This is a genomic window from Jiella sp. M17.18 (assembly GCF_041027365.1).
In the GTDB taxonomy this organism is placed as follows: Bacteria; Pseudomonadota; Alphaproteobacteria; order Rhizobiales; family Rhizobiaceae; genus VKMB-3413.
Window position 1 is genome coordinate 1 of sequence record NZ_JBFTEH010000019.1, and the last position, 25,010, is coordinate 25,010.

The 25,010-nt window shown below is 64.0% G+C and carries 21 protein-coding genes and 2 pseudogenes; 3 read left to right on the plus strand and 20 right to left on the minus strand.

What is annotated here, in order from left to right; translation table 11 throughout:
* Positions 1-393: transposase (locus AB5S17_RS22000; protein WP_369243343.1), on the minus strand; the 393-nt coding region annotated here is incomplete at its 3' end.
* 57 nt (positions 394-450) lie between these two features.
* Here AB5S17_RS22000 and AB5S17_RS22005 point away from each other — a divergent pair.
* Positions 451-684: pseudogene (locus tag AB5S17_RS22005) on the plus strand (transposase); the annotation flags it as partial.
* 892 nt (positions 685-1,576) lie between these two features.
* Here the strand turns inward: AB5S17_RS22005 and AB5S17_RS22010 are convergent.
* The 19 genes and pseudogenes from AB5S17_RS22010 to AB5S17_RS22100 all read right to left on the minus strand — a co-directional run bounded on the left by AB5S17_RS22010 (position 1,577) and on the right by AB5S17_RS22100 (position 22,647).
* A complete protein-coding gene (locus AB5S17_RS22010; protein WP_369243344.1) occupies positions 1,577-2,548 on the minus strand; it encodes a LysR family transcriptional regulator in 972 nt (323 codons plus the stop codon).
* A 134-nt stretch (positions 2,549-2,682) separates the two neighbouring features.
* Positions 2,683-4,020: an amidase gene (locus tag AB5S17_RS22015; protein ID WP_369243345.1), complete on the minus strand. Its 1,338-nt coding sequence runs from the start codon at positions 4,018-4,020 to the stop codon at positions 2,683-2,685.
* Between the two features lies 1 nt (position 4,021).
* Positions 4,022-5,311 (minus strand): MFS transporter, encoded by a 1,290-nt coding sequence (locus AB5S17_RS22020; protein WP_369243346.1) that lies wholly within the window; start codon positions 5,309-5,311, stop codon positions 4,022-4,024.
* Between the two features lie 190 nt (positions 5,312-5,501).
* Entirely contained in the window at positions 5,502-6,350 is an 849-nt protein-coding gene (locus tag AB5S17_RS22025; RefSeq protein ID WP_369243347.1) for an isochorismatase family protein, read from the minus strand.
* Positions 6,350-7,345 (minus strand): ABC transporter substrate-binding protein, encoded by a 996-nt coding sequence (locus AB5S17_RS22030; RefSeq protein WP_369243348.1) that lies wholly within the window; start codon positions 7,343-7,345, stop codon positions 6,350-6,352. The genes AB5S17_RS22025 and AB5S17_RS22030 overlap by 1 nt, the downstream gene beginning before the upstream one ends.
* Positions 7,346-7,459: 114 nt before the next feature.
* Positions 7,460-8,308 (minus strand): ABC transporter permease, encoded by an 849-nt coding sequence (locus AB5S17_RS22035; protein WP_369243350.1) that lies wholly within the window; start codon positions 8,306-8,308, stop codon positions 7,460-7,462.
* A gap of 22 nt (positions 8,309-8,330) precedes the next feature.
* A complete protein-coding gene (locus AB5S17_RS22040; RefSeq protein WP_369243351.1) occupies positions 8,331-9,086 on the minus strand; it encodes an ABC transporter ATP-binding protein in 756 nt (251 codons plus the stop codon).
* Positions 9,087-9,844: 758 nt separating this feature from the next.
* Complete coding sequence (locus AB5S17_RS22045; RefSeq protein WP_369243352.1) at positions 9,845-11,071, minus strand: MFS transporter; 1,227 nt, start codon at positions 11,069-11,071, stop codon at positions 9,845-9,847.
* A 116-nt stretch (positions 11,072-11,187) separates the two neighbouring features.
* Positions 11,188-12,192, minus strand: a complete 1,005-nt coding sequence (locus tag AB5S17_RS22050; protein ID WP_369243353.1) for a LysR family transcriptional regulator — start codon at positions 12,190-12,192, stop codon at positions 11,188-11,190.
* Between the two features lie 15 nt (positions 12,193-12,207).
* A complete protein-coding gene (locus tag AB5S17_RS22055; protein ID WP_369243354.1) occupies positions 12,208-12,993 on the minus strand; it encodes an ABC transporter ATP-binding protein in 786 nt (261 codons plus the stop codon).
* Between the two features lie 5 nt (positions 12,994-12,998).
* Positions 12,999-13,823 (minus strand): ABC transporter permease, encoded by an 825-nt coding sequence (locus tag AB5S17_RS22060; RefSeq protein ID WP_369243355.1) that lies wholly within the window; start codon positions 13,821-13,823, stop codon positions 12,999-13,001.
* A gap of 3 nt (positions 13,824-13,826) precedes the next feature.
* Complete coding sequence (locus AB5S17_RS22065) at positions 13,827-14,798, minus strand: ABC transporter substrate-binding protein (protein ID WP_369243356.1); 972 nt, start codon at positions 14,796-14,798, stop codon at positions 13,827-13,829.
* An 11-nt stretch (positions 14,799-14,809) separates the two neighbouring features.
* A complete protein-coding gene (locus AB5S17_RS22070) occupies positions 14,810-15,706 on the minus strand; it encodes a polysaccharide deacetylase family protein (protein WP_369243357.1) in 897 nt (298 codons plus the stop codon).
* Positions 15,706-16,575: an isochorismatase family protein gene (locus AB5S17_RS22075; protein ID WP_369243359.1), complete on the minus strand. Its 870-nt coding sequence runs from the start codon at positions 16,573-16,575 to the stop codon at positions 15,706-15,708. Before AB5S17_RS22075 ends, AB5S17_RS22070 begins: the two co-directional genes overlap by 1 nt.
* A 394-nt stretch (positions 16,576-16,969) precedes the next feature.
* A pseudogene (locus AB5S17_RS22080) lies at positions 16,970-17,991 on the minus strand (IS5 family transposase); the annotation flags it as partial.
* Between the two features lie 432 nt (positions 17,992-18,423).
* Positions 18,424-20,007 (minus strand): gamma-glutamyltransferase family protein, encoded by a 1,584-nt coding sequence (locus AB5S17_RS22085; protein WP_369243374.1) that lies wholly within the window; start codon positions 20,005-20,007, stop codon positions 18,424-18,426.
* A gap of 87 nt (positions 20,008-20,094) precedes the next feature.
* Positions 20,095-20,874, minus strand: coding sequence for an amino acid ABC transporter ATP-binding protein (locus AB5S17_RS22090; RefSeq protein WP_369243360.1), 780 nt, complete (start codon positions 20,872-20,874; stop codon positions 20,095-20,097).
* A gap of 50 nt (positions 20,875-20,924) precedes the next feature.
* Positions 20,925-21,671 carry an amino acid ABC transporter permease gene (locus AB5S17_RS22095; protein ID WP_369243361.1) on the minus strand — a complete coding sequence of 249 codons (747 nt, stop codon included), beginning with the start codon at positions 21,669-21,671 and terminating at the stop codon, positions 20,925-20,927.
* Positions 21,672-21,759: 88 nt separating this feature from the next.
* Positions 21,760-22,647, minus strand: a complete 888-nt coding sequence (locus tag AB5S17_RS22100) for an ABC transporter substrate-binding protein (RefSeq protein ID WP_369243362.1) — start codon at positions 22,645-22,647, stop codon at positions 21,760-21,762.
* 147 nt (positions 22,648-22,794) lie between these two features.
* Here AB5S17_RS22100 and AB5S17_RS22105 point away from each other — a divergent pair, with 147 nt between their 5' ends.
* Positions 22,795-23,472, plus strand: a complete 678-nt coding sequence (locus AB5S17_RS22105; protein WP_369243363.1) for a GntR family transcriptional regulator — start codon at positions 22,795-22,797, stop codon at positions 23,470-23,472.
* A gap of 431 nt (positions 23,473-23,903) precedes the next feature.
* The gene (locus tag AB5S17_RS22110; RefSeq protein ID WP_369243364.1) at positions 23,904-24,341 is read left to right on the plus strand and encodes a transporter substrate-binding domain-containing protein; all 438 of its coding nucleotides are present in this window, start codon (positions 23,904-23,906) and stop codon (positions 24,339-24,341) included.
* Positions 24,342-25,010: the final 669 nt, after the last annotated feature.

Genomic DNA, 25,010 nt, shown 5'->3' on the forward strand with positions numbered 1-25,010 from the left:
GCCGTAGAGATCGTGGAGATGCCCGACAATCTCCCGATTGCTCATGCCGCGGGCGTACATCGATATGACCTTCTCGTCGAAGCCCGGGAAGCGGCGCTGGTATTTGGCGATGAGCTGCGGGGCGAAGCTCGACTGCCGGTCCCGCGGAACGGCAAGCTCGAACTTGCCGCTGTCGGTCGTGACGGTCTTCTTGCCGTAGCCGTTGCGGCCGTTGCCAGCAGCGTTCTCGCCAGCAAGATGATGGTCCATCTCGGCGTTCAGCGCCCGCTCGGCGAGCGCCTTCTTCAGGCCGTCGAGCAGGCCGCCAGGATCAAAGGCGGTCTTGGGATCGGCGCCCGACAGAAGCTGGTCGAGCAATGTGTCAGGGATGCTGGGTTCCTTGCGGCGGGCCATGGGTGATCTCCTTCGGTCCCACTATGCCCCGCCCGCACACGGAATTCCTGACACTGCCTCCGCGGCCGCTGGGGCATCGAGAACCGGCTGCACTGGGTCCTCGACGTGCTCTTCAAGGACGACCAGTCCCGGCTGCGCAAGGGCCACGGCGCCAGGAACATGGCTCTCATCCGGCACTTCGCCCTCAACCTGATCCGCATCGCCAAGGAGAAGAAGTCCCTCAAGACGCGCCGAAAACTCGCCGAATGGTCCCCCGACTACCTCGCCCAACTCCTCGACCCCACGTCATAGAAACTTGGATTCGGAGCCCTGGGGTAGCTGTCGGCAATATCGGCGGGTATTGCGGCCCGATGGTAAAATGTCGTCCCGCGCCGCATCAATCGGGGGTGCTTCGGCAAGGTATCCATGCCCCCACTGTAACAGTTCGATGGAGCAGCACCCAAACCAATCGACTGAGGCACAGGGGATTGCAGGATAACCAAGGCTTTTAGGGCCAATGGCGGAGAGGAAGGGAGTCTCCGCCTCTGCCTCCAAAACATCAAAGAGATCAGGTTCTTCGCCGATCCAGTTGGTTGACCGTCTATGATAGGCGGAACATTCGCTGGAACAAGCCGCCTTCGCTCTCGAGCGGCAATGGCTGGCAGTTCGAAGGAGATCGAAGGGGTCGCGGCGACCGTCACCAGCCTCGCGACCACGTTGACAGTCGGCAGATCGTCCGGCCGGTTGAAGACGGTTGGGGCGGCGGCAAGCTTAATGTCGGTCCGATGACGGTGCCGCCGCTGTCTCGACGCCCGCGCGGGCGTCGTCGAAAATCGTCTAGACATACTAAGCGATTTTTGCGCCGCACCGATCGGTCCCCACCCGGAGCCCGACTGTGCCGCGCGGCCACAGCCCCTGCCAGCTCGTCCGGCAGGAATCGGCTGTTCGGTAGTTGTCGGGGAAAGCACGACTGCGAGGCTTGATGCCCGCGTGGCCGAGGTCGATGACCTGATCCCATTCGAGGCGACCAACTAGCGGGCGGCCGCCGCCGCTGCGCTCGTGCATCAACTCGTGAAAGCCCGGAAAGGCCGCTGGGTCCTGAAGTTGCCGCGCAACCTGCAGGCGGTGGCGCTTCCTGCGGACAGGGGTTGAACCTGCGCCGCCAGCCCTGCGGCCGCTGCGCTTGGGATGGGCGGAATATGCTCTAGCTTTGGACTCGCGGATGAACCGAACTCGGCAGAAAGGGCGCGAGGCGCGTGTCGATTTCCTTCTGGAGATGACGACGGCAATTGACCGCAAGGTTGCCGGGGATGTCGGCAAACCTGCCGGGGTGCGAAACAAGATTGACTTTGCGGACGAGAACGGGGGACGGCAGCGGAATGACGTCGATCTCCTGGTGGTCGAAGAACGGGTCGAGGACCATAAAGGGGGTCGATATGGCCCAGCCCTGGCCTCCTCCGACAGATGCCAGCGCCGACGATCCCTGATCTATCTCGATACTGCGCGTGACCGCGACGCCCTGCTGCATGAGGTAGGCGTCGGCCAGCTTGCGCAGCGGACGGCGACTGTTCGCGAATCTGATCATGGGCAGGCGCCCGGCGAGGTCCTCGAGGTCGACCGTCGCGTTCTTCGCGATCAACCCCTTCGGCGCGAGGATGACGAGCGGTTCGTCGACGATTGGATAGATATCGTACTTGACGGCGTCGAACTCGTAGGCGGTGATCAAAAGGTCGACGGCGCCGCTCTCGAGGTCCTCCGGATGACTGTACGTCACCGCGGCGCGGACGCGGATCTGCTCGACAACCGGTTCCAGCGTCTGCACCAGCGTGCTCATCAGGTTCTTGCCGAGCGTGTTGAGGATTCCGACCGAGATCTCCGGATAGCTGATAACCGAAAACGTGCGCATGGCTCTTTCGCATTCGCGCAATTCGTCGAGCACTTTTTGCGCGTGGAACTTCAGGTTCCTGCCGGCCGCCGTCAGGCATACGTCACGTCGGGTGCGTTGCAGCAGCGTGAGCGAGAGCGTCTTTTCAAGGCGCCCGATGCGTTGGGACACCGCTCCCTGGGAAACGCCGAGCCGTCGCGCCGCCCCCGTCATGCTGCCGCTTTCGCAGACGGCAAGGAACGTTCCGAGAAGTTGGAAATCCAGACTTCCCGCAGATTGATTCTCGGACATGTCCGCTGTTCTTCAGTTTGCCTCCCGACCATAAAAGCCGCTTCTTGTGCTCTGCACAATGCTCAATCGGCGATGCACGCTCGAGTCCCTCGACACCGCCGCTGGGTCCCTGAAAGTCAGTGCCGGGTGAACGCTCACGCTTCAAACAGCTCCATCGTCCAACCGGCGATGGCAAACAGATCCGCGTCGTCGTCGACGCGCCCCATGAGTTGCAGCCCCAGCGGCATGTGACCGTCCGAAAGCACCGGCAAGGATAGTGCCGGGACGCCGAGAACCGAGGCGGGGATGTTGAAGCCGGGATCGCCCGTGCTCTCCAATCCGGCCGGCGCCGCGCCGGTGGCGGCCAGCGTGATCACCGCGTCGGCGCTTTCGAGCAGCGAGGCGTAGCGGCGGCGCAGCGCCGCCCGGAAGTTCAGGGCTGCGATGTAATCGTCCTGCGTGAGCGACCGGTTCTTTTCGACCCGGTCGCGCGTCAGAGGGTGTAGCTTCTCCGCATCGGTCCTGGCGTAGCTCCCGAGGGGCCAGCGCCCCTCCCAGCCGAGAATGACGTCCGACAGCGCACTGATCTCACGGATCGCCGCGTCCATGGCCTCGAGGTCGGTATTGCCGTCGCTGGTAACGATGTTGACGCCAGCCGCCTCCAGCTTCCCGCAGGCCGATGCTAAGGCGTCTCGTGCTCCCTTTGTCGCGCGGCTCCACCCGTCGGTCTTGAGAACGACGACGGTCTTCGGCCTCCTGGAGGGAGGGGGCGTGTCCGGACCGGTGACGCCTTGAAAGCCGGGGTCGCCCCCGGTGCGCGTCACGAGTGCCTTGGTCGTCAGCCAGACGTCGTCGAGTGTGGTGGCCACGACACCCGTGCAGCTATGGCTCAGATAGTCGTAGGAGCCGCCGCGGTTGATGCCACCAATGCTCGGCTTGTAGCCGACGACGCCGCAGTAGCTCGCGGGCCGCAGCGTGGAACCGACGACCTGGGTGCCCAGTGCCACTGGGACGAAGCCTGCGCCTACTGCGGCACACGAACCGGAACTCGATCCGCCCGGCGTACGTGTCGGGTCGAAAGGATTGGTGGTTTCGGCGAACTGCGCGCGTGACGCAAACTCGGTCGTGGCCGTCTTGCCGAGGATCAATGCACCGGCCTCGCGCAGCGCCTGCACCGAGGCGCTGTCGCGTCTGGTCGCGAAACCTTCCCAGATCGGCGACCCCTGGCCGGTCGGCATGTCTTGGGTCTCGAGAATGTCCTTGATCCCGACCGGCATGCCATCGATCGGCGACAGTGGCTCTCCGCGTTTCCAGCGTGCCTTGGACTCGGCGGCCTCCTTTCGGGCTCGTTCGATGGCCATTGCCTTGAATGCCTTGACGACGGGTTCGCGCTTCCCGATCGCCTCGAGAGACGCTTCGAGGAACGTGACGGGAGAATCCTCTCCCGAGGCGAAGGCTTTGGCGTGCGACGTGTAGGAACTAATCTTCGTCATCTCATCCTCTGGCTCGATTGATGCTGACCCGCTGTCGCCGGTCGTTGAAGAGGGTTGTTTCGGCGGGGGAAACCAGAGCCGGGGAGCCCGCGCCGATCGACAGCACCGCAATGCCGGCGGCCGCCACCAGAAGAGCGTTGGCGAGCAATCCCCCGGTCGTTCCGACCGACGCGAAGTCGGCGAGCGAACCGACGAGGATGGGGCCGAGGACAAAGCCGGCATCTCCCCAGGTGCGCATGAGACCCATTGCCGGTCCGTAGCTGTCGGCCGGCGCAACGTCGGTGGCATAGGCCGCGATCGAGGGTGCGTTGAGGCCACCGCCGAGCCCGAGGACGATCATACCCGCCCAAAGCCAGAGCGGGCTCGTCCCGAAAGCGATCACCACGAGGCTGGCGGCGATGATGATCGCGGAAATGATCGTCAGCGGCCGGGCACCGAAACGGTCGACCATCATGCCGGTGATCGGCAGGACGGCGAAGTTGGCAAGCGACTGGGCCGTTAGAAGCAGGCCGATCATGCCGACATGCATGTCGAAGCGGCTCGACGCGAGCAGCGGGATAAGCTGCCACTGTGCAGCGGTGCGCGTGAAGAAGACCCCGAAATTCACCACGCAGATCAGCGTGAAGACGCGAGAGGTGAACAGTCTGCGGCTGCCTGGCCGCCTGATCGGATGCGTGGCTTCGCGGTCTTCGGAGCTGTTGCCGGAGGGCGCCGGCGGTTCCGTGATGAAGAAGGCCAAGACGGCAGCGACGACGCAGACCACCGCATAGGCCCAGAACGGTGCGGCGAGCCCGAAGCGACCGGCTATCAGCCCGCCGGCCATCGGTCCGATCGCGGTTCCGACGAGAATGGCGCTCTGGTGCAGTGCCATGGTGCGGCCACGCTCTTGCGACGTGGAGATCTCCGCCATCATCGATTGGGCAATCGTCATGTAGATGCCAGAGCCCAGACCCTGGACGAAGCGGCAGACGATCAGCGTGGTCAGGCTGCCCGCCAGCGCTGCGCCGACTGCGCCGATCACCAGGATCACCGGCCCGGTCATCAGGAAAACGCGCTTGCCGCAGCGCTGTGAGAGGAAGCCTGCAGGAAGGTTCACGATCAGCCGTCCGACACCGAAGAGCGTGATGATCATGCCCGCAAGCGTCGCCGAGGCTGAGAACGTACTGGCGTAGACCGACAGGATCGGCGCCACGAGACCGACGCCCGACATGACGAACACGTTCATGGCACAGATCAGGCCGAGCTGAGGGTTCCTGATGATGGGGATGAAGAGTCCGGATAGGAAACGCATTCACTCGGGCCTTGCCGTCTGTACAGTCGCGGGCGACGCCAACTGACTCCCTGGGGAGTTTTAGCCTCGGGCGGCTTGGTCGGTCGTATTCAAGCTTCGGCGCGCCGCCGCGAAAGCGCCGGCGTCGATGGACGGCGGTCGGCAGGAGGAACCGTCAGTCCCGCTGTGACGACCGCTTCTGCCGTGTCGGTCAGGCGGCTGGCGACAGCTCTGGAGCTTTGCTCCGCGCCCCTCTCGGCAGTTCGAACTGGCCCTTCTCGATCGTGTCGAAGAACGACAGGATTTCATCCGTTTTGACGACATCGGCGTATTTGGCGTTCATGTCGCAGAGGTTGATCGCATGGCTCGCCTGGCTCCGATCGAAGCAACCCTCTTCTGCCAAGGCGACCCGGTAGTTGAGACTGAACGCGTCCAGCACCGTCGCGCGCACACATCCCGACGTCGTCGTGCCGGTGATGATTACGCTGTCGCAGCCAAGAAGCGTCAGATAGGACGCCATGTTCGTGCCGAAGAAGCCCGAGGGCTTCTGCTTGTAGACGACGATGTCCTGCGGGGCGGGGGCGATGTCGGAAACGATCTCGTTGCCGTCGAGATTGGTCGCGATCGGCTTGCGGGTATCCTCGCCCGAACGACCGTTCTTCCATGACCAGGAACCGTTGTCCCAGTTGTCGCTCCTGCGAACGCCGGTCGTGTAGATCACCGGGATACCGCGATCATGGGCCTTGCCGATCAGTGCCTGCAGATACGGCATCGCCTCCCAGGCGTCCTCGCCGCAGGAATTGCGCCATTTCTTGATGGTCTCGAGAATGGGCTCGGGTTTCTCGCTGCAGAACGCCCAATTGACGTCCACGACGAGCAGAGCCGGGCGCCTTCCGAAGCCGCCTCGGGCGCCGTAGCCGGAAGCGGCAAACACCGCCTTGTCCCGTTCCGTCAGATACTTGTCCCAAACACGTTCGCTCATCTGCTGTCCTTCCTCAACTTGTGGATTGTTTTCGATCGGCCGGCGGGGCTGTACGGGCCGGCCGGCCGCCCGGAGCATCACTCCCCGGACTGGATCTTCTTCCAGAAGCTCATGTCGATGATGTCGTCATAGGGCACGTCCTGCTTGAGGATGCCGGCGTCCATCACCACGGCCTTGCCCGTCTTCCAGGCTTCCGGCGCGATGTCGCCATCGGCACTCCAGAGGTCGTCGGCGAAGGCACGGTCGAGCGTCGCCTTCATCGCCTTCCGGTCCATGGTCGGAAATTCCTTCACCGCGATGGTCGTCGCCTCGTCCGGATGCTCATGGGTAAAGGCGAGCCCGCGCGAGATCGCCCGAACGAACCCCTCGACCAGTTCCGGCTGGTCCTTGATCGACTCCTCGCGGACGTTGAGCGTCGAGTAGGTGTAGGGGCCGAGCTCCTTGGGAACGTTGTAGAAGGGCTCGTTCCACAGACCTTCGTCGATGCCCTGGGTCAGCATCGGTTCGGAAAGGACGCCGATGTCAGCCTGCTTGGTCTTCAACGCCGCCATGATCCCTGCGGTCGCCAGTTCCTGCAGCACGACGTCCGTCTTCGGATCGAGATGATTGACAGCGAGAATGTAGCGGGTGATCGAGTTCGGCGTGCCGCCGAAGGCACCGGTGGCGATCGTCTTACCCTTCAGGTAGTCGGCCATGCTTTCCCCGTCCGTCGGTCCGGGCACGTCCTTGCGGGAAACGAGATAGACGTTGCCGCGATTGACGACGTTGACGACGGCGCGCAATTCCGCGCCCTTGGCCTTGGCAAAGGCATCGTGCTCCGGGCCGCCGATGAAGGCGAAGGCCTGCTTGGTCAGAACGGCATTGGTATGGGCGCCGCCGCCGTCGACGGTCAGAACCGAAGCGTCGATGCCTTCTTCGGAGAAATACCCCTTGTCGATGGCGACATACATCGGCAGGTAGCCGAGACTGTGGAGCGGTTCAGCGATTACCAGCTTCTCGGCCGCGCCGGCGCCCGACACGAGGCCGGTGGCCACTACTGCGGCCGCCAGGGCCGTCTTGAGAAGCATCTTCATGGTTGTTCTCCAATTCTGTTTGGACTGCTTCTGCCGCGAACGGCCAAACCTTCGGCTCGTGGCCGAAAGGCTGCGTTGCTTGCTTGGTGGAGGATGGCTTGGGACGACAGCGACTTAGCTGTGAACGACCCCCTTCATCAGCCAGTTTTCGAGCCATGACACGGCGACGTACATGACCATCGAGAGCGACGAGAGGACGGCTACCGCGACCCAGACGAGCGCGATTTCATAGGTCTGGCCAGCGTAGAGGATGGTCCGGCCGAGACCATATTGCGAGGAGATGAATTCGCCGACGATGGAGCCGGTCAGGGCAAGGCCGATATTGATCCGCAGCACCGAGATGATCCAAGGCAGGCACGCCGGCACGACGAATTTCGTGAAGACCTGCCACCGGCTCGCGCCAAGCGAATAGAACAGCCGCTCGGAGTCGCGGTCGAGCGCCTTCACGCCGGAATAGGCCGTCAGCGTTGAGACGACGACGGTCAGCGCGATGGCAATCGCCACCTTCGAGGAAAGTCCCATGCCGAAGACCAGCACCACAAGAGGGGCGAGCGCCAGCTTTGGCAAGGATTCAAAGCAGATGATGTAGGGCTGGGCAATCGCTGCGTAGTTCTTCGACCACCAGAACGACAGACCCAACGCCGAACCGATCAGAGTGCCGAAGAAGAATCCCAGCAGGGTCGAGCGGAAGGTGAAAGCTATATCGGTAAAAGCCGAGCCAGTGGTGAAGAAGATTTTGGCCGTGGCCCAGATTGCCGAGGGCTGCGACCAGAAAAAGGCGTCGATTAAGCCGACACGGGCTCCGATCTCCCAGAAGGCGAGGATGGCGACGAGGATGCCGATCTGGATCGACACGACCACCGAGGTCGGCCAGACGCGCGCGACCGGCAGCTTGCGATAGCCACGCCTCGAAGCCGGGCGCGGCTGAATTCTCGAAAGGCTTTCTGATATGGCTTGTATCATGATCTTGACCTGAGAGGAGAGTTTACGCGGCGGCTTGAATGCTCTGATCCTCGGTGCCGGGATCGAGCCGGCCGAGGCAGTAGTGTTTGAGATCAACGAAAGTCGGCTCGACCACCACCGAGCGCTTGCGCGGCCGCGAAAGCGGCGTCTGGAGGCGTTCCACCACCCGGCCCGGGCGTATCCCCATCACGCAGATCTCGTCCGAGAGGTAGATCGCCTCGTCGATGTCGTGGGTGACGAAGATGACGGTTTTGTTGAAATCGGCCCAGATCTTCAGCAGCCACTCCTGCATCTGCGCCTTGGTCTGCGCGTCGAGCGCGCCAAATGGCTCATCCAGGAGAACGACGTCGTTCTTCAGCAAAAGCGTGCGCAGCAGCGCCGCTCGCTGCCGCATGCCGCCCGAAAGTGCCCTCGGATACTGGTCCTCGAAGCCGCCGAGCCCGTAGCGCGCGAGATAGGGCCGGGCCCGGTCGCGTGCCTCACTGGTCGGCATGCCCTGGATCTCCATGCCGAGGATGACATTGTCGAGAACCGTTCGCCAAGGCAGCAGCAAGTCTTTCTGCAGCATATAGCCGACACGGCCGATCTGACCGGTTGCGTCCTCGCCGTCGATCAGCACTCGGCCGGTCGTCGGCGGCTGCAGCCCGGCGACGATGTTGAAGATCGTGCTCTTACCGCAGCCGGAGGGGCCGATGAGGCTCACGAACCGACCGGCTTCGACCACGAGATCGACCGGCGCCAGCGCCTGGAACGGACCGGCGATGGTCTCGAAAGTCATCGAAACGTTCTCGAGACTGAGCTTCGACGGTGGGTGCATTCCAGTTCTCCATCCATATCATCCGCTGAAATCAGCCGGGCTATTGGCGCGACGGTGTTCCCATGGGAACCAATGCAAAGCCTGTGCCACTTACCAAAAGTGCTGGATTCTCAGACGTTTGATGCTGTTTCTCGGTTCAAGAGCCGGGGCTGCTCGACCAGGGGTCGGATACGCTTTGGCGTTGGCTTGGGAAAACGCAATTTTCAGAGACCGGAATGCTCACGGTGCGAGCAAGATCGCCAAACAGCCGAACGTAATAAGACCAACGAAATCAGCTGCTTGAGAGACCTATTAGCTTATCTAATGGGCGATTTTCAGTCCTGCATAAAGAATAGGCTGTATCACCCGCTCAGCGATTTGCCTTTCTGCCAGTTTGAGGGCTTTGAGACGATGTCCCTAGAGGCCCCGCGGTCGCTCACCAGGTCCTCATCGACTCTGACTTCGCGAGGAGGAAGAATGTGTCCCGGACCATACGTTCGCGCGCGTCTGACACTCAGGCTCGCGGCCCTTGCGATGTTGCAGTCCCGCCTCGAAGTCGCGGTTTAGGTCGCCGCCGTGGCGGCGGCTTTGATCCACTGGATCTGCGCCCAAGAGGATTTGGCGTCTCGGGTGGTCGATGATCGCGTCATGACGTTAGCCGCGGATCGGGGTCTCCGCGCCAGAGCCGGTGCTGGTGCGGCAGGGAACCCCGCGGCTGGATGGCGGCCCTTCGGACGGAGTTACTCGTCCGTCGCGGTCGTTCTGGCCGGTTCTTGGACCGAGCGATAGACCCAAAAGAGGTTCGCCAGAAACAGCACTGCCGTCAACACGAAGACCCAGCGAATGCTGAAGACGGCAGCGATCGATCCGCCGCTGAACGGACCGAGAAAACTGCCGAAGAAGGTCGCCGAGGCCGTCACACCGTAGGCAAGTCCCCGTTTCTCAGCGGGGGTGACCTGGCCGACCAGAGCGTTGGCCGTCGGAAGAATCCCTCCGACGAACATGCCGATGGCAAAACGCAGGGCGAGAAACTGCCAGTATGTCCCGATGAAGGCCTGCGGCAGGCTGGTCAGGACGGCGCCGAAGAGACAGATCAAGAGGACGCGGCGATAACCCAACTGGTCGCTGCGCTTGCCGAGGAAGGGCGAAGCCAGGACGTCACCCACACCCGTGACCGAGAAGGCGAAACCAGCGAGGGTCGCGATGCCGTTTTGGGTGGGGACGAGTTCGAGAACGAAGGGCGTGATCACCGGCTGCACCGCTCTGACTGCAAACTGGGCCAACAGGAGCACCAGGAACAGCGGCAGCAGCCCCTGGATCTTCACGAGCATCCCGATCGCGCCGAAGATCGAGGTTTTGGGCTTGCTCTTCTGGCGATCATTCGTCTCCGTCACACCCAGATAGGCGATGACGACGGCGATCGCTGCGATGACCGAAGTGCAGAAGAAGGTCATCCGGTAGTCGCCGGTCACGTCGGCAATGAAGCCGCCGGCGATCGGACCCGTCAACGTCCCGGCCAGTTGGCCGGTGGCCAGCCAGCCGAGCGCGTAGCCGAGCCGACGCTCCGGCAACTGCGTCGCCACGAGGGCGATGGCCGAGGCGGAAAAGCCGCTGAACGCCCCCATCAGGCTTCGCAGCAGGACGAGTTGCCAGAGATGCTGGCTGAAGCCCATCAGCAAGGTGAAGAAGCAGATCGCGATGCTGGACCTCAGCACCATGATCTTTCGCCCGTATCGGTCGGCAATGGATCCCCAAAGCGGCGAGACGAAAGCGGCGATGAGGAAGTTCATCGAATTGAGGATGCCCGACCAGAAGTCGACCGCGGACGGGTCGGACACCCCGAGCTCGGGCAGGAACAGCGGCAGGATCGGGCTGACCACGGACAGGGCGACGCTCATGATGAACTGCACGGCGACCATGAGCCAGAGCGTTCGCGCCCAAGGCGCCACTGCGGTATCGACCAGCATCGGCAAAAGTCCGGAAAACGTCGCGTCTGCGCGGGGCGCAGGACAGAAGCTTCGAGGCGAGACGCCGGGGGGCGGCCAAGCCGGTGTGCGGAGGCATCGAGAGCCGTCGCGCGGGCTCAGCCGCTGCGAAGGTCGTTAGGAAAGGATATGGCTTGGTCCAGCTGCCGCGGCCACAAAGCCACGTGAGCGCGGATCGAGGCGCTGGAACTCGCGGCGATGGCGGAAGGGACGTCGAGAAGCTTGCCTTCGTGGGTCAGGAGAAGGATCTGGCGCGAGGGAACATTCCCCGGCAGGCCGAAGATGGCGATCTGCTCTGGGTCTGGTTGGTAGTACGCGACGGAAAGCGGCGTCGAGAGGGTCCAGCCGACGCCGCTCGCCACCATCTCGAGGATCGGTGCGACCGAACTGCATTCGATGCCCCGAGCCGGGTTCAGCCCCTCGCTCGCCAGATAACCCTCGATCAGCCGGTCCATGCGGCTGCCGAAGCCAGGACGTATGAAGGGCAGATCGCCCGCAAGAAACTGAAGCCCGCGCCGTGCGGTCGCTACGCCGGCGGGTGCCAGCCCGATCAGACGCTCGCTGCAAAGATTATGCCGGTCGATGCCCGGCACGTCGCCGAGCGGCTCGCTGGATATCAAGGCGTCGAAATGGTTCTTGAGGAACTCCTGGACGTATTGCGTGGAGCGGCCCGATTTCACCTCGAGCTGGCCGACGAATTGACGAAGCTCTGCGACGATTCCCGGCATGATGTATCTCGCGACGCTGTCGGCAATGTAGATCCGCAGCTTCGGCAGAAGCTGAGACCGATAGCCTTCGAGCTCCTGCAGGATGTCTTTTTCTTCGGCGAGGAGCGAAACCGCTCGTTCGTGCAGGATCGCACCGGCCGGAGTAGACCGCAGCCCATGGCTGCTGCGCTCGAAGAGCGTGATGCCGAGATCGCGTTCCAGCTTCTGGACGAGCTGCGAGACCGCCGGCGCCGAAAGACCCAGCCGGCGGGCGGCCGTCGACATCTTGCCGGTCTCGCAGATGACCATGAGCTGAGCCAGAAGGCGAAGGTCAAGATGCCGGGCCACGGTCTCCACTCCCGGCTCGCGGCGGAGCGACGGCGACCATTGCGCCATGTGTTGCGGTGCGTCTCATGCCATCTCTTCCATGACCGACGCCCGCACGTCGTGCTCGATCAGACTCCAGATCCGGTCCACGAGCGCGACGAAGGCCGGCGTCCTCTTCACCGACAACGGCCGCGGCCGCGGCAGGTCGATCGTGATGATCTCCTGCAGTCGGCCCGGCCGGCGCGCGAAGACGAAGACGCGGTCGGAGAGGAACACCGCTTCGTCGATCTGATGGGTGACGAAGAGGACGGTCTTCCGCCCTTCCTCCCAGATCCGCAACAACTCGGTCTGCATGATCTCGCGCGTCTGCGCGTCGAGCGCGGAAAACGGTTCATCCATCAGGAGAATCTCCGGATCGATGGCGAGAGCCCTGGCGAGATTGACGCGCTGGCGCATGCCGCCGGACAGCTGTCGAGGGTAGTGGTTCCCGAAGCCTTCAAGTCCAACGAGCTTCAGGAGCGCCTTTGTTGCCGCGCGCCGTTCGTGCGTGGCAAAGCCACCGATCTTCGGACCGATCATGGCATTGTCGATGACCGTCAGCCACGGCAGCAGGTTGTCCTGCTGGAAAACGAATCCGCGGTCGCTGCCAGGCTTGGTCACCGGCGCGTCATCGAGCCTGATCTCGCCGGTTGTCGCCTCTTCAAGCCCGCTGACGATCCGCAGAAACGTGGTCTTGCCACATCCGGAAGGGCCGACGATCGAGATGAACTCGCCGATCTCGACACGCGTGTCGATGCGGGTCAGCGCTTCCATGGGACCGAAGCGCTTCGTCAGGCCGTCGATGACGAGCTTCGGGACCGCTTCAACCATTGGCTTCAGTCCTTCCAGTGCAACAGCCGGCTCTCGAGCCAGCCGAATGCCGCGGTCAGGCCGACGCCCGCGGCTGCGAGGATCACCACGCCGGCAAACAATTGCGGCATGTTGAAGGCGTCTGCCGCTTGGCTGATGAGCTGTCCGAGGCCGGCCCTCGAGCCGAAGAGCTCCGCCACGACGACGCCGATCAGCCCACGGCCGATCCCGAGCTTCAGTCCGGCGAAGATGAAGGGCAGGGCGGACGGCAGCGCCACCTGCAGGAAGACCTGTCGACGGCTTGCCCCGAAACAGCGGATCATCTCGATGAGTTCGAGTGGCGTCGTGCGCAGGCCGGCCTCGGTGTTGATGATGACCGGAAAGATCACCAGGGTCACGACCATGACCACCTTCGAGGAGATGCCGACGCCGAGCCAGAGGATGAAGAGCGGCGCCAGCGCGATGGTGGGCGTTGCGTAGAGGCCCGAGATCCATGGCTGCAGCACCTGCTTGGCGATTTTCGAATTCGCCAGCAGGATGCCGATCAACACGCCGGCGACGGCGGCCAAGACGTAGCCGAAGAGGAACTCGCTGCCGCTGACCATGACGTCTCTGAGAAGTTGGCCACGTTCGATCAGGTCGGCGATCGCGACGACGATCTGGCTGGGCGACGACAGAAACAGCGAGTTGGCGACGAGAACCCGGCTCGCGAACTCCCACAGAAGCAGCCCGCCGATGATCGAGGCAAGGCCCCAGGCGAAGCTGCGGACGCGCAGAAACGCACGGAACGGCGAAACGAGCGGGCGCGCGGGCGGCCGCTCGGGTTTCGCCAAAGAGGCGTCGGCCGTCATCGCCTATTCCTTCGCGCCGAGCGAAGCGTCATAGAAGCGCGTGGGATCGGTGTCGCCGCTGATGTCGCCGAGGCCCTTCATTGTCTTCAGAAGATTGGCGAGACCGGCCGTGTCGATCTTGCCGTTCGCATCATAGATGTCGATCTTGTCGAAGAAGTCGTAGGTCTTCTCCGCGTCATCCGGTTTGGCGGCAGTGTCGTTGACGAGAATCTTGACCGCTTCCTGCCGGTTGGCCGGATCCGCGAGCCATGTCACCGCCTGCGAATAGGCGGCAAGGAAGTGGCCGATTGCGGGGGTATGGCCTTTGGCCCAGTCGAGATTGACCGCATAGCCGGTGAACGGGAAGTCGGTGACGTAGTCGACGGTGTCACCGAGGTCGCTCAAGCCCAGGCTCGCCGCCTTGAAGTTGAAGGGCGCGCTGATCAGCGCTGCATCCACCGCGCCGGACTGGAGCGCTGCGAAGCGGGCCGAGGTCGCGCCGGCATAGATGAGGTCGTATTCGCTCGGCTTCAGGCCGTTCGCTTCGGCCATTCGCTGCAGATAGATGCGCGTCACGTCCTTAGCGCCGCCGACGATGATGGTTTTGCCCTTGAGGTCGGCATAGCTGTCGATCCCCTGCCTGGCGTAGAGCGAATAGGGCGCCGCTTTCGCCTCGACGCGGATCAGTGCGATCGGAGCGCCTTTGTCGATGGCGCGGATCGGGTCGACGAGGCCGCCGGATCCCATTTCGACGGACCCGGCGGCGAGCTGCTGCTGCACCGACGCGCTCGACGGCGCGGTGACGAGATCGATCGTCACGTCGTGGGCCTTGAAAAAGCCCTTGTCGATCCCGATCAGCAGCGGCCAGTTCAGCGCCGAGCCGGAGCCGACGGTGCCGAGCGTGATGGTGTCCGCGGCGCTCGCGGCCGAGACTGCGACGGGGCAAAGGGTCAGCGACGCCGCGAAGGCGACGGCGAGGCGGCAAATCCGTTTCATCGTGTGCTCCTTCAAGCGGCGTCGGCAGCGGATAGGGGAAAGGCTTCGGCGTAGGCGGCGGCGATCTCGCTTCCCGTCGCGCGCCACACGCCGTCGTGTCTGCAGACGTAGGCGAGTGCCTCCTCCAGAGCCCGGATGCGATGCGGGACGCCGGTGAGGTAGGGGTGGAGCGCGATCGCCATGACCCGGCCCGACTCCGCCCCCTCATCCCAGAGCACGTCGAACTGGCGGCAGATCGTCTCGGCAAAGGCCGCAGCCGTCATGTGCCTCCTCTCGAAGGCAGGCTTGTCGTTCAGCTCCTGACTGTACGGGACGGAAATGATGCTGCGCCCGTTCGCCAGGCTCATCCAGTAGGGCTGGTCGTCGTTGGTCCAGTCGCAGACGTAGCGAACGCCCTCGGCCTCGAGATTCTCGAGCGTCGTCCAGGTCTCCTGCAGGCCCGAGCCGAGCCAACCGGTCGGTCTCTGGCCGGTCGCGTCGCTGATCGTGGCGAGGGTGCGGGCAATAATCCCCCGCTCTGCCTCGGGCGGCACCGCGTTGAGCCGCCGCGTGTTGCTTTCGTTGTGGCCCATGAGCTCCCAGTTGCGAACGGCTGCCTCCTCGAGAATCTCGGGATGGTGCCGACAGAGGTCGCTGTTGAGCGCGACGGTGCCGCGAACACCGAAGCGATCGAGGACCTTCATCATCCGGAAGATGCCGACACGATTGCCATAGTCGCGTGCCGACCAAGTCGGAACGTCCGGCGTCACGCCGCCTCCGCCGGCGGCTACCGGCACCTGCTCGTCGAGCGCGAAGAACTCGATATTGGGGATCACCCACAAAGCGACGCGGGCATTTCCCGGCATCGTCCAGGGCTTGCGGCGAATGATCGGCGAATAGGGGAAAGGGCCGTAGGTGCGCGGCTGCATCACACCGTCTCCTTCAAAGCCAAGCCTTCGAGATGCGCGACGATGTCGTCGGTGTGCATGACGTCGGCATATTTGTGATGCAGGTCGAAGAGGCTCAGCTTGTGGGACATCGGGCTGCGGTCGAAGCAGCACTCTTCGGCCATCACCATGTGGAAGCCGTAGGAATAGCCGTCGGTCGTGCTGGCCCTCACGCAGCCGGACGTGCTTTCACCGCAGACGATTACGGTCTGGACGCCGAGCAGGGTGAGGTGCGCCACCAAGGGTGTGCCGAAGAAGGCGCTGGCGCGCTGCTTGGTGATGACGGTGTCTCCGGGGAGAGGCGCAAATTCTGGTCGGATCGCGAAAAGACTGGGGTCTTTGCTGGCGCCCTGGCGTTTGGTCGCACGGATCAGCGAAGGCTTGCTGTCGGCGCGGCTGTCGCTCGTGGTGTAGAGGACCGGAAGGCCCGCAGCACGCGCTGCCGCAAAAAGGCGCTGCGTCGGCTCGATCGCCTTGTAGGCGTACTCGCCACAGGAACTCGGATAGGTCCGGGACACCTCGGAAACCGGCCGTGGACCTCCCTGGTAGGCGAGCTCGTAAAGGTCGATGGCGAGCAGAGCGGCACGGGGTCCGACCCCGATCGGCCGCTTGTAGTGGCTGTACAATTCCAGCAGCTCGGCAGAAATGACGTCCTGCCAGCAATGTTCTTCGAACGTATCTATCACGACCCATAACTCCAGCTGTCGATCGTACCGGCCCGTCGAGGCATGCAGCAAGGAGCGTGCCATCTTGCGGAACGTGCTGGATCTATCGGCGGCGCGAAGGACGGGAGCCGGGAATCCGCCGCGTTTCCCGTAAGGGGCTTCCCCCGATGGGCGGTAGCGGGCCAACTGCTCAATCTTCGGGCGGAGAAGGCTTAAGCGATTGCTTACGAGCGAAGTGTCGACCGAAATTTTGCCGGATGGGGCGCGGGCACAGCTCCAGCAAGAAGCTCAAGCGCCGTTATGCCCTCCCCGATCCCATCGATCGGACGAAGAACTGGCGGCCTGCCAGATCCGAGCTATGACCGAAGTTGGGTGATGGGTCCGATCAGGCGGCGCGTTGATCGGCGGCCGCGGTGACATGCAGGGCGCCGAAGGCGATCTCGCCTTGCTTCTGCTGCGGCCCGACGGTCATCGTGAGGGGAGCAGAGGTCGAGATAGGCAGGGTTCCACAGGTCGGCCTCGACGATCCGCCAGCGCCCGACGAGCTTGCGACCAGTCGGGGCGCTCGTGGCGAAACCGCCAGGAGCCTGGGCAGGCGGATGAGGTTGTGGGCGGCCGCCGCGAAGGAGAAGGCCCAGCCCGTCCGCTCGACGCCGCGGAACCGGCTGTTGCGAAAGCCGGCCCCGTTCAATCCAGCCGAAGGCCTCCTCGATCCCCTTGCGGATGCGAAGGCTGGTCTCGTAGCCTCTGTGCCGAGTGGTGCGCCTGTCGATCGCCGATCGTCGGCCCGCCGAGTTCTGCGCCACGTGCGGCGTGACGCGCGTCGCGCGCAGTTCATTGACGAAGTCCTGGACATCGAAGCCCTTGTCGCCCTCAGCGTGATCGACCTCGAGCGCTCGCCATAAGCTCGATCATCACCAGCGCGGCGATCCTTTCGGCGTGGCCGTCGGCGGCCGTCAGACAGGGGGAGACCAAAAGGCCGGAACGGTTCTCCATCAGGGCATGGCCCATGAAGCAGAGCTTGGCCTCCTTGCCGGCGCTCTTGAGGTGGAGCCGCGCCTTCGGGTCCGTGGTCGAGGCGTGCGTGGCGTTCGAGCGCATTTCGTCATGAGAGTCGGCATACCGGTTGCGCCCGCCGCCGGGCGGCGGATCACCCAAGCCGTCCTTCGGCTTGAAGCTCTTCATCGAGGTTCAGAGCTCGATCAGCGTGCCGTCGACCGAGAAGCGATCGCTCGACAAAAGCCGCTTCGCCCGCGGCTGGGCCAGCCCCGCGGCCGTGAACTTCGCCGCGATCGCGCCGTCCAGCAGCCGGTCGCGGTTCTTGGAGAATGTCGAATGACCCCACACGGAACCATCGATGCCGAGCCCGACAAAGCAGCGAAACAAGAGGTTGAACTCCAGCCGGTCCATCAACTGGCGATCCAAGCGGATGGAATAGAACGCCTGGAGCAGCATCGCCCGCAGCAGCATCTCCGGCGCGATCGAGGGCCGCCCCATGCCCGAATAAAGCGCGGCGAAGTCGCCCGACAGCGCCTCCAACGCCGCATCGGCGAATTCCCGGACCAGCCGCAGCGGATGATCCGCCCGAACCCGCTTCTGCATATCCACATAGGAGAACAGCTCTCACGTCCGCTTGTCCGTTCCGCGCATCCGTCCCTCGCTTCCGAGGACGGATTGAATCACGCCAAAACCGCCAACGCGAGCGACTTCTTCAACACCCTGCTAAGGTCCTCAATACCAATGCCGGCCACTTGCTGAGCCATGCGTGGCGGATTGATTCCGCGAACCCCAAATGCCCAGAAATAGATCTGACGCCCGCTGAGGCAGCGCTCGCCCGTGTCGCCAGCAACGGAGGCCGAAGTCGCCTAAGCGAGGGAGCTTCGAACCGGCGCCGGGTCACGCTGATTAGCGTCTGAAATATCGACACAGGGCCATGGGGCTAGGTCGAGCCGCCCCGTTTAAATACGACTCGCTTCGACAGAGGTTCGCGACGGCCCCGACCCGTTCGACGGCATGCACGCGCTGGCTCGCGCTTCAATAGCCGAGGGCGCAGCCGTCCTTCCGCGGATCGGACCCGCCGATCAGGACACCGTTTGCCGCGTCGATCTCGATGATCTGTCCGCCGCCGTGCGGCACCTCGACTTCGACAAGTTCGTGCCCGCGATCCCTCAAGAACGCCCGAGCCTCCGGCGAGACGCCGCGCTCCACTTCCACCCGTCCCATCAGCGGAAACACCCGCGGGAGATCGAGAGCCGCCTGGGGATCCAGTCCGTACTGCAGGATGTTCGCCAGCGTCCAGCTCTGTCCCATCGGCTGGAAATGCCCGCCCATGACCCCGAAGGCGAATCTCGGCCGGCCCTGGCGGGTGGCGATGGCCGGGATGATGGTGTGCATGGGGCGCTTGTTCGGGGCGAGCTGGTTCGGATGGCCGCGCTGCAGGCTGAAGGAAAAGCCGCGATTGTGCAGGACGACGCCCGTCCTGTCGGAGACGATCCCCGAGCCGAAGCTCTGAAAGATCGAGTTGATGAAGCTGCAGACGTTCCCGTCCGCATCCACGACGGCGATGTAGACCGTGTCCTTATGCGGGCTTCCGGCAGCAGGAAGCGTCCGGAGGGCGTGCTCGTCCGAGATCAGGTCACGCAGGCCGGAGAGGTAGGAGGTGTCCAGCAGCTGCCGCACCGGCACGTCGACATGGGCCGGATCGGCGAGGAAGGCATCGCGGTCGCGATAGACGAGCCGGGCCGCCTCGAGGTGGCGATGCATTCGCAGCGGATCCAGGGGATCGTCGCTCGGTGCGTACCCATCCATGATCCCCATGAGCATCAGCGCGACGATGCCCGAGCCGTTCGGCGGACATTCGAAGACGTCGTGGTCGGCGAAGCGGGCCGAGATCGGTTCGACGAACTCGGCGGCGTCGAGACCTGCGGCAAAATCCTCTTCCGTGTGGAACCCGCCCTTCGCCCGCAGAACCGCGACCATGTCTGCGGCGATGGGCCCGGTGTAGAACGCCTTTGCGCCGTCCCTGGCGATGGCGCGCAGCGTGGAGGCCAGCGCGGGATTGCGCATGACGCTCCCCGCCTTCGGCGCCGCCCCCTCCTTGAGGAAGAGATCGGACCCTCCGCTCTTCAGCTTCGCCACGTCGCGATGCCAGTCCGCGGCAACGCGGGGCGCGACGACGTAGCCCTTCTCCGCATGGTCGATCGCGGGACGCAGGAGGGCGTCCCAGGACATCCGGCCATAGGCCTTCGAGAGCTTCTCCCAGGCCGAGACGGCTCCGGGAACGGTCACGGCATGCGGCGACGTCGCCTCGTAGCCGGCTTCGCCGCGCGCGGCGAGCGCGTCGAGCGAGAGACCGGCGGGGGTGCGTCCCGAGCCGTTGATCGCGACGACCCTGCCGCTGCCGGCGGGCATGTAGAGGCAGAAGCAGTCCCCGCCGATCCCGGTCGACTGCGGCTCGACGACGCCGAGGACGGCCGCTGCTGCGATGGCCGCGTCGAGCGCATTGCCTCCTGCCTTCATGATCTCGACCGCCGCGAGCGTCGCCTGCGGCATGGATGTCGCCGCCATGGCGTTCAACGCATAGACGGGGCTGCGCCCAGGGGCGTGGAAGTCACGCATCACGACGAGATATTCCTTGGGTTCTTTTACACGGAGCATGACGGCGGCGTCTGCGGCCGGAGCCATCGTCCAATTCCGAAGGCCGGGTCAATGGACGATGGCGCGAAGCAGGGCTTGCGTCTTCGGATGCTTCGGCGAGCCGAAGACCGCCTCCGTGCCGCCTTCTTCGATGATCTGTCCGGCCGCCATGACGACGACCCGGTCCGCGACCTGCCGGGCGAAGCCCATCTCGTGCGTGACGACGACCATCGTCATGCCCGACTGCGCGAGGGTCCGGATCACCGACAGCACTTCGCCGACCATCTCCGGGTCGAGCGCCGACGTCGGCTCGTCGAAGAGAAGCACCGCCGGCTTCATCGCCAGCGCGCGCGCGATGGCGATCCGCTGCTGCTGGCCGCCCGACAGTTCATGCGGATAGGCCGCCTCCTTGTCCGCCAGGCCCACACGCGCCAGGAGCTCGCGCGCTTCGGCCGTCGCCTGCTCCTGCGACAGGCCCCGCAACTTGCGCGGGGCGATGGTGATATTGCGCAGGACGTTCATGTTGGCGAACAGATTGAACCGCTGGAACACCATCCCGACGTCGCGCCTCTGGACGGCGATGCTCTTCTCGCTGTCTTCCAGGAGCCTGCCGGAGACCGTCGTTCGGTAGCCGATCGACTGGCCGTTCACCAGGATGCGCCCCGCCTGGACCGTCTCCAGATGGTTGATGCATCGCAGCAGAGTCGTTTTGCCCGAGCCGGACGGCCCGATGAGAACCACCACTTCGCCGCGGCGGACTTTGAAATCCACCTTGTCGAGCACCTTGGTGGACCCGTACCATTTCTCGATGGCGGTCATTTCGACCAGTATGTCGCGCTTATCGATCATCGCCGTCCGCCGGAATTTCGTCGAAGGTGCGCGGCCCTTGATGTCAGCCATTACGCCTGCACCGCGACAGGTTCCATGTTCGGCGCCGGCCGACGCGAGCTGAGTTCCAGCCGCCTTTCGGCCCAGTGCATGAACAGCGTCCAGCAGGTCGTCAGAAGCAGGAAGTAGATGCCGAGCACCGAGTAGAGTTCGAAGGTGCGGAACGTCGCCGAGTTGATCGTCTCGGTGACGAGCATCATCTCCGACACGCCGATCACGCTGACGAGCGTGGTGTTCTTCAGCAAGATGTTGAACTGGTTGCCGATCGGCAGGAGCACGATGCGGAGCGCCTGGGGTAGCACCACGTAACGCATCATCATCGAGGGCGGCATGCCCAAGGCCTTTCCCGCCTCGAATTGCCCCTGGTCGACGGCCTGAATTCCGGACCGGAAGATCTCCGCCATGTAGGCGCCTTCGTGCAGGCCCAGCGCGACGATGCCCGCCTGCAGGCTTCCGGACACCAACATCCCGAACACGCTGATGTCTTGGAAGCGGAGAATCCCGGCCGCCGCGAGCCCGGTATAGATGAACACGATCTGGACGAGCAGCGGCGTGCCGCGGATGATCCAGATATAGAAGCTGGCGATCCTTTTCAGGACGCCGTTCCGGGACAGCCGCATCTGCGCGAACAGCAGGCCGAGAATGATCCCGATCACCTCGGCGCAGACGGCCATCGTGACTGTCAGGCCGAGGCCGGACAGAAAATTGCTGCTCGGCAGGAGAAGCTGTTGCCAGAAATACGGCCAATCGAAATGCATCCGACCATCCTGCTTGGGCGCCCGGGCGGGGCACGGACGGAGACCCCGCCCGTGCCAGCCGCCGTAACCGGCGCGATCTTCGCCGCGACTACTTCTTCACGGGCTGCGTCGGCATCGGGCCGGACAGCATGTCGGTCGCCAGATCCCATTTCTTGAAGATCGCCTGATAGGTCCCGTCCTTCATCAAGGCGGCCAACTGCTTCTCGAAAGCCTTGCTGAGGCCAGGCTCGTCCTTGCGAATGCCGATGCCGGTCAGGATCTTGTAGAACGGCTTGGAGCCGGCCACGATCTCGTCGGGATTCTGCTTGTCGTAATAGGTGCCGATCTCGTAGGCGGCGCCGTAAGCATCGACCTGCCCGATCACCAACTGCTGGAAGGCCGCCGTCCCGGTCGGGAACTCGACGATGTTGATCAGCGGCTTGCCGGCGGCCTTCAGCTTCTTGTTGGCGTCTTCCAGGAGCACCGTCGCCGTCGTCCCGGTGACCGTCGCCACCTTCTTGCCCGACATGTCCACCGGGTCGTCGGCAACCGTCGCACCCTTCTTGAAGATCAGGATTTCCTGCGAATACATGTACGGCAGCTCGTCGATGACTTCGAGCCGCTGCGGCTTGATGAAGAGCTGCGACATGATCGCATTGCACTGACCCGCCTGCAGTGCCGGGATCAGGCCCGAGAACGGGATGTTGATCCATTTGGTCTTGAGGCCGAGCGACTTCGCCAGAGCATTTCCGAGCTCGATGTCGGACCCGACCGGATTCTGGTTCTGGTCCACGAACTCCAGCGGCGGCTGACTGAGGGAGGAGCAGAAGGTCACCGTCTTGGACGAGGCGACGGACGCCGGCAGATCATCATCGGCTGCCCTTGCGGCGCCGGACGTCAATGCTGCGCCGAGGAGCGATGCCGCAAGGAGGCGTGCCAGACCCCGCGGCGCCCCGAGCGGCGATGTCGATTGCCGAAATGATCCGTGAGAATGCATCCGTAACCCCTGTGTTGCCGAAAGGACGGCTTCGCCCGACGATGCGCCGGAAGTCGCTGCTGCCTCGCCGAAGCCCTGGCCGACGGCTTGCGAAACCGCGACATTGAGTGACACAACATGTATACATATGCAAACAAAAAAATCATGATGATGGAACGACTAAATAATAGGCAGGTGCCTGCGCATGGTCGCGCCGCCTTGACCGTTTTCGATGCGCTTCTCGAGGCAATCGTCGCTGGTCAGCTGCGCCCGGGCGACGCGTTGTCCGAGCTGTCGCTGGCAGAGCAGTTCGGCGTATCCCGCACGCCGGTGCGGGAGGCCCTGCATCGGCTGGAGCAGATCAAGCTGGCAGAGCGGGGCGCCCGCCGCGCCTTCGTCGTGCGCGAGATCCGGTCGGAGGAACTGGAGGAACTGTTCGAGGCCGTCGGGGAAGTCGAAGCGGCACTCGCCGGCCTTGCCGCGCATCGCATGAGCGATCAGGAGCGCTGGATGCTGCAGGGCATCGTTCAGGAAGGCATGATCAGCGGCGAGGATCCCGGCGTCTATGCGCAGATCAACACGCGCTTTCACGATGCGATCAAGGCAGGCGCGCGCAACGCCGTGTTGGCCGCCACCTCCAGCGAGCTGAACGTCCGGACGCTCCCGTGGCGGCTCGTCAACTTCTACGAGGATCCGGAGCGGATCGACGCCTCACGGACGGAGCACCAAGAAATCGCGAAGGCGATCGCGGCGGCCGACGCGGACGAAACTCATCGCCTGATGCGGAGCCACATGGCCTCGTCTCGCGCAGTCGCGGCGGGGCTGCTCGCGCGCCGAAGCCGTTGACGGTGGAGGGCGGAGGGCGGAGGGCGGAGGGCGGAGGGCGGAGGGCGGACCGTCCTGCCGCTATCGGCAAGGCAGCTTTCTTTCACTCCTCGCAGATGATGCCGGCTCGTGCGCTCGTGTGGGATCGAAGCTGGCCCGCTGGCCGATTTAGCGCCCCGGGGCTGCGTCAGCCTGCCGTGCAGAGAAGACAGTGGGCAGAGCTTTTGATCGGATCCGGGACCCTCCCGACCATGGAGGAATGGTCGTTCGTCCGACGGGCGGCCCCTGTCGTCGCAATGACCGAGATCTAAGCAACATCTATAACCTCTAGGTATAGGCTGATCTTTTTTAAGATCCCAGCTTATCTTGCCTTGTCTCCCGATGTCTCGGAACCTACCCGTCGCCGATCCTGCGGCACGTCAGTTCGCCGCAAGCGCCAGAAAGGTGGGTCCATGTTCCTTGTAACTCGTCACGTCCCCGGTGCGGTCGCGTTGGCGGCCGCCGCTCTCGTCAAGCCGGCTCTCGCGCAGGACAAGACATTCCACGTCGCCCTGGACGACACCTTCGCGCCGCACGCCATGCCGACGATGGGCGGCGGCGTCGAGGGTTTCAACGTCGATCTCGCCAACGAGATCGGCAAGCGCATGGGCGCCAGGATGAATATTACCGCTGCGCAGTACTCCGGGCTGATCCCCGGCCTGCAGGCCGGTACCTACGACTTCCTCGTCGCGCCCGTGACGATCACCAAGGAACGGGCGGACAACCTGCTCTTCACCGAGGGCTACCTCAACACCGACTTTCAGTTCGTCACCAAGGCCGGCGCGCCCGATATCACCCACCTCAAGCAGCTCAAGGGCAAGACCATCGCGGTGAACAAGGGCTCTGTCTAGGACTCCTGGGCGCGCGGCCTGACCGACGAGATCGGCTGGAACGTCGAGAGCTACGGCACCAATTCGGATGCGATCCAGGCGGTCATGGCGGGCCGGGCGGCGGCGAACGTTGCCGTCTTTCCACTAGGCTGGACTTTCCGGATGACGAGAACCTCGACTGGCCTGTCCTCACCATGACGCTCGACAGGACGGGCCAGATCGTCCTAGACGCCAAGGCGTCCTGCAGCAGGGAAGATGATGTCGGGGACCATCTCGCTCACGCCGCCCGATCCGGCCATCCGCTGATCGTCCTCTCGGAGGGGCCCAGCTTCTCGCCGCTCCTGCACCTTGTCGCTCATCACTGCCTCGCTGGCGGCATGCTGGATGCGGCCATCGTCGCGCAGACGCTCGCGATCATCACGGGCTACGGTCTGGAGGAGATTGAACGTGCGCTCGCAAAGCTTCCCCGCGACGAGGTCGATCTGGCGCTGCTTCCGCTCGCGGATCTGTCGCTCTGCATTCGTGCCGGCCTGCCGCTCGGCCGCATCGTGGCGCTGCTCACCCAGCTCGGCAGAAGCGCAACGGAGGCGGCGCGCGCCAGGGCGGCGGAGGCCGCCGCCGAGAATGACGATGATGACGACGACGACGATGAGGACCTCGGCGCCAGTCGAGTGCTGGCACGAACATCGG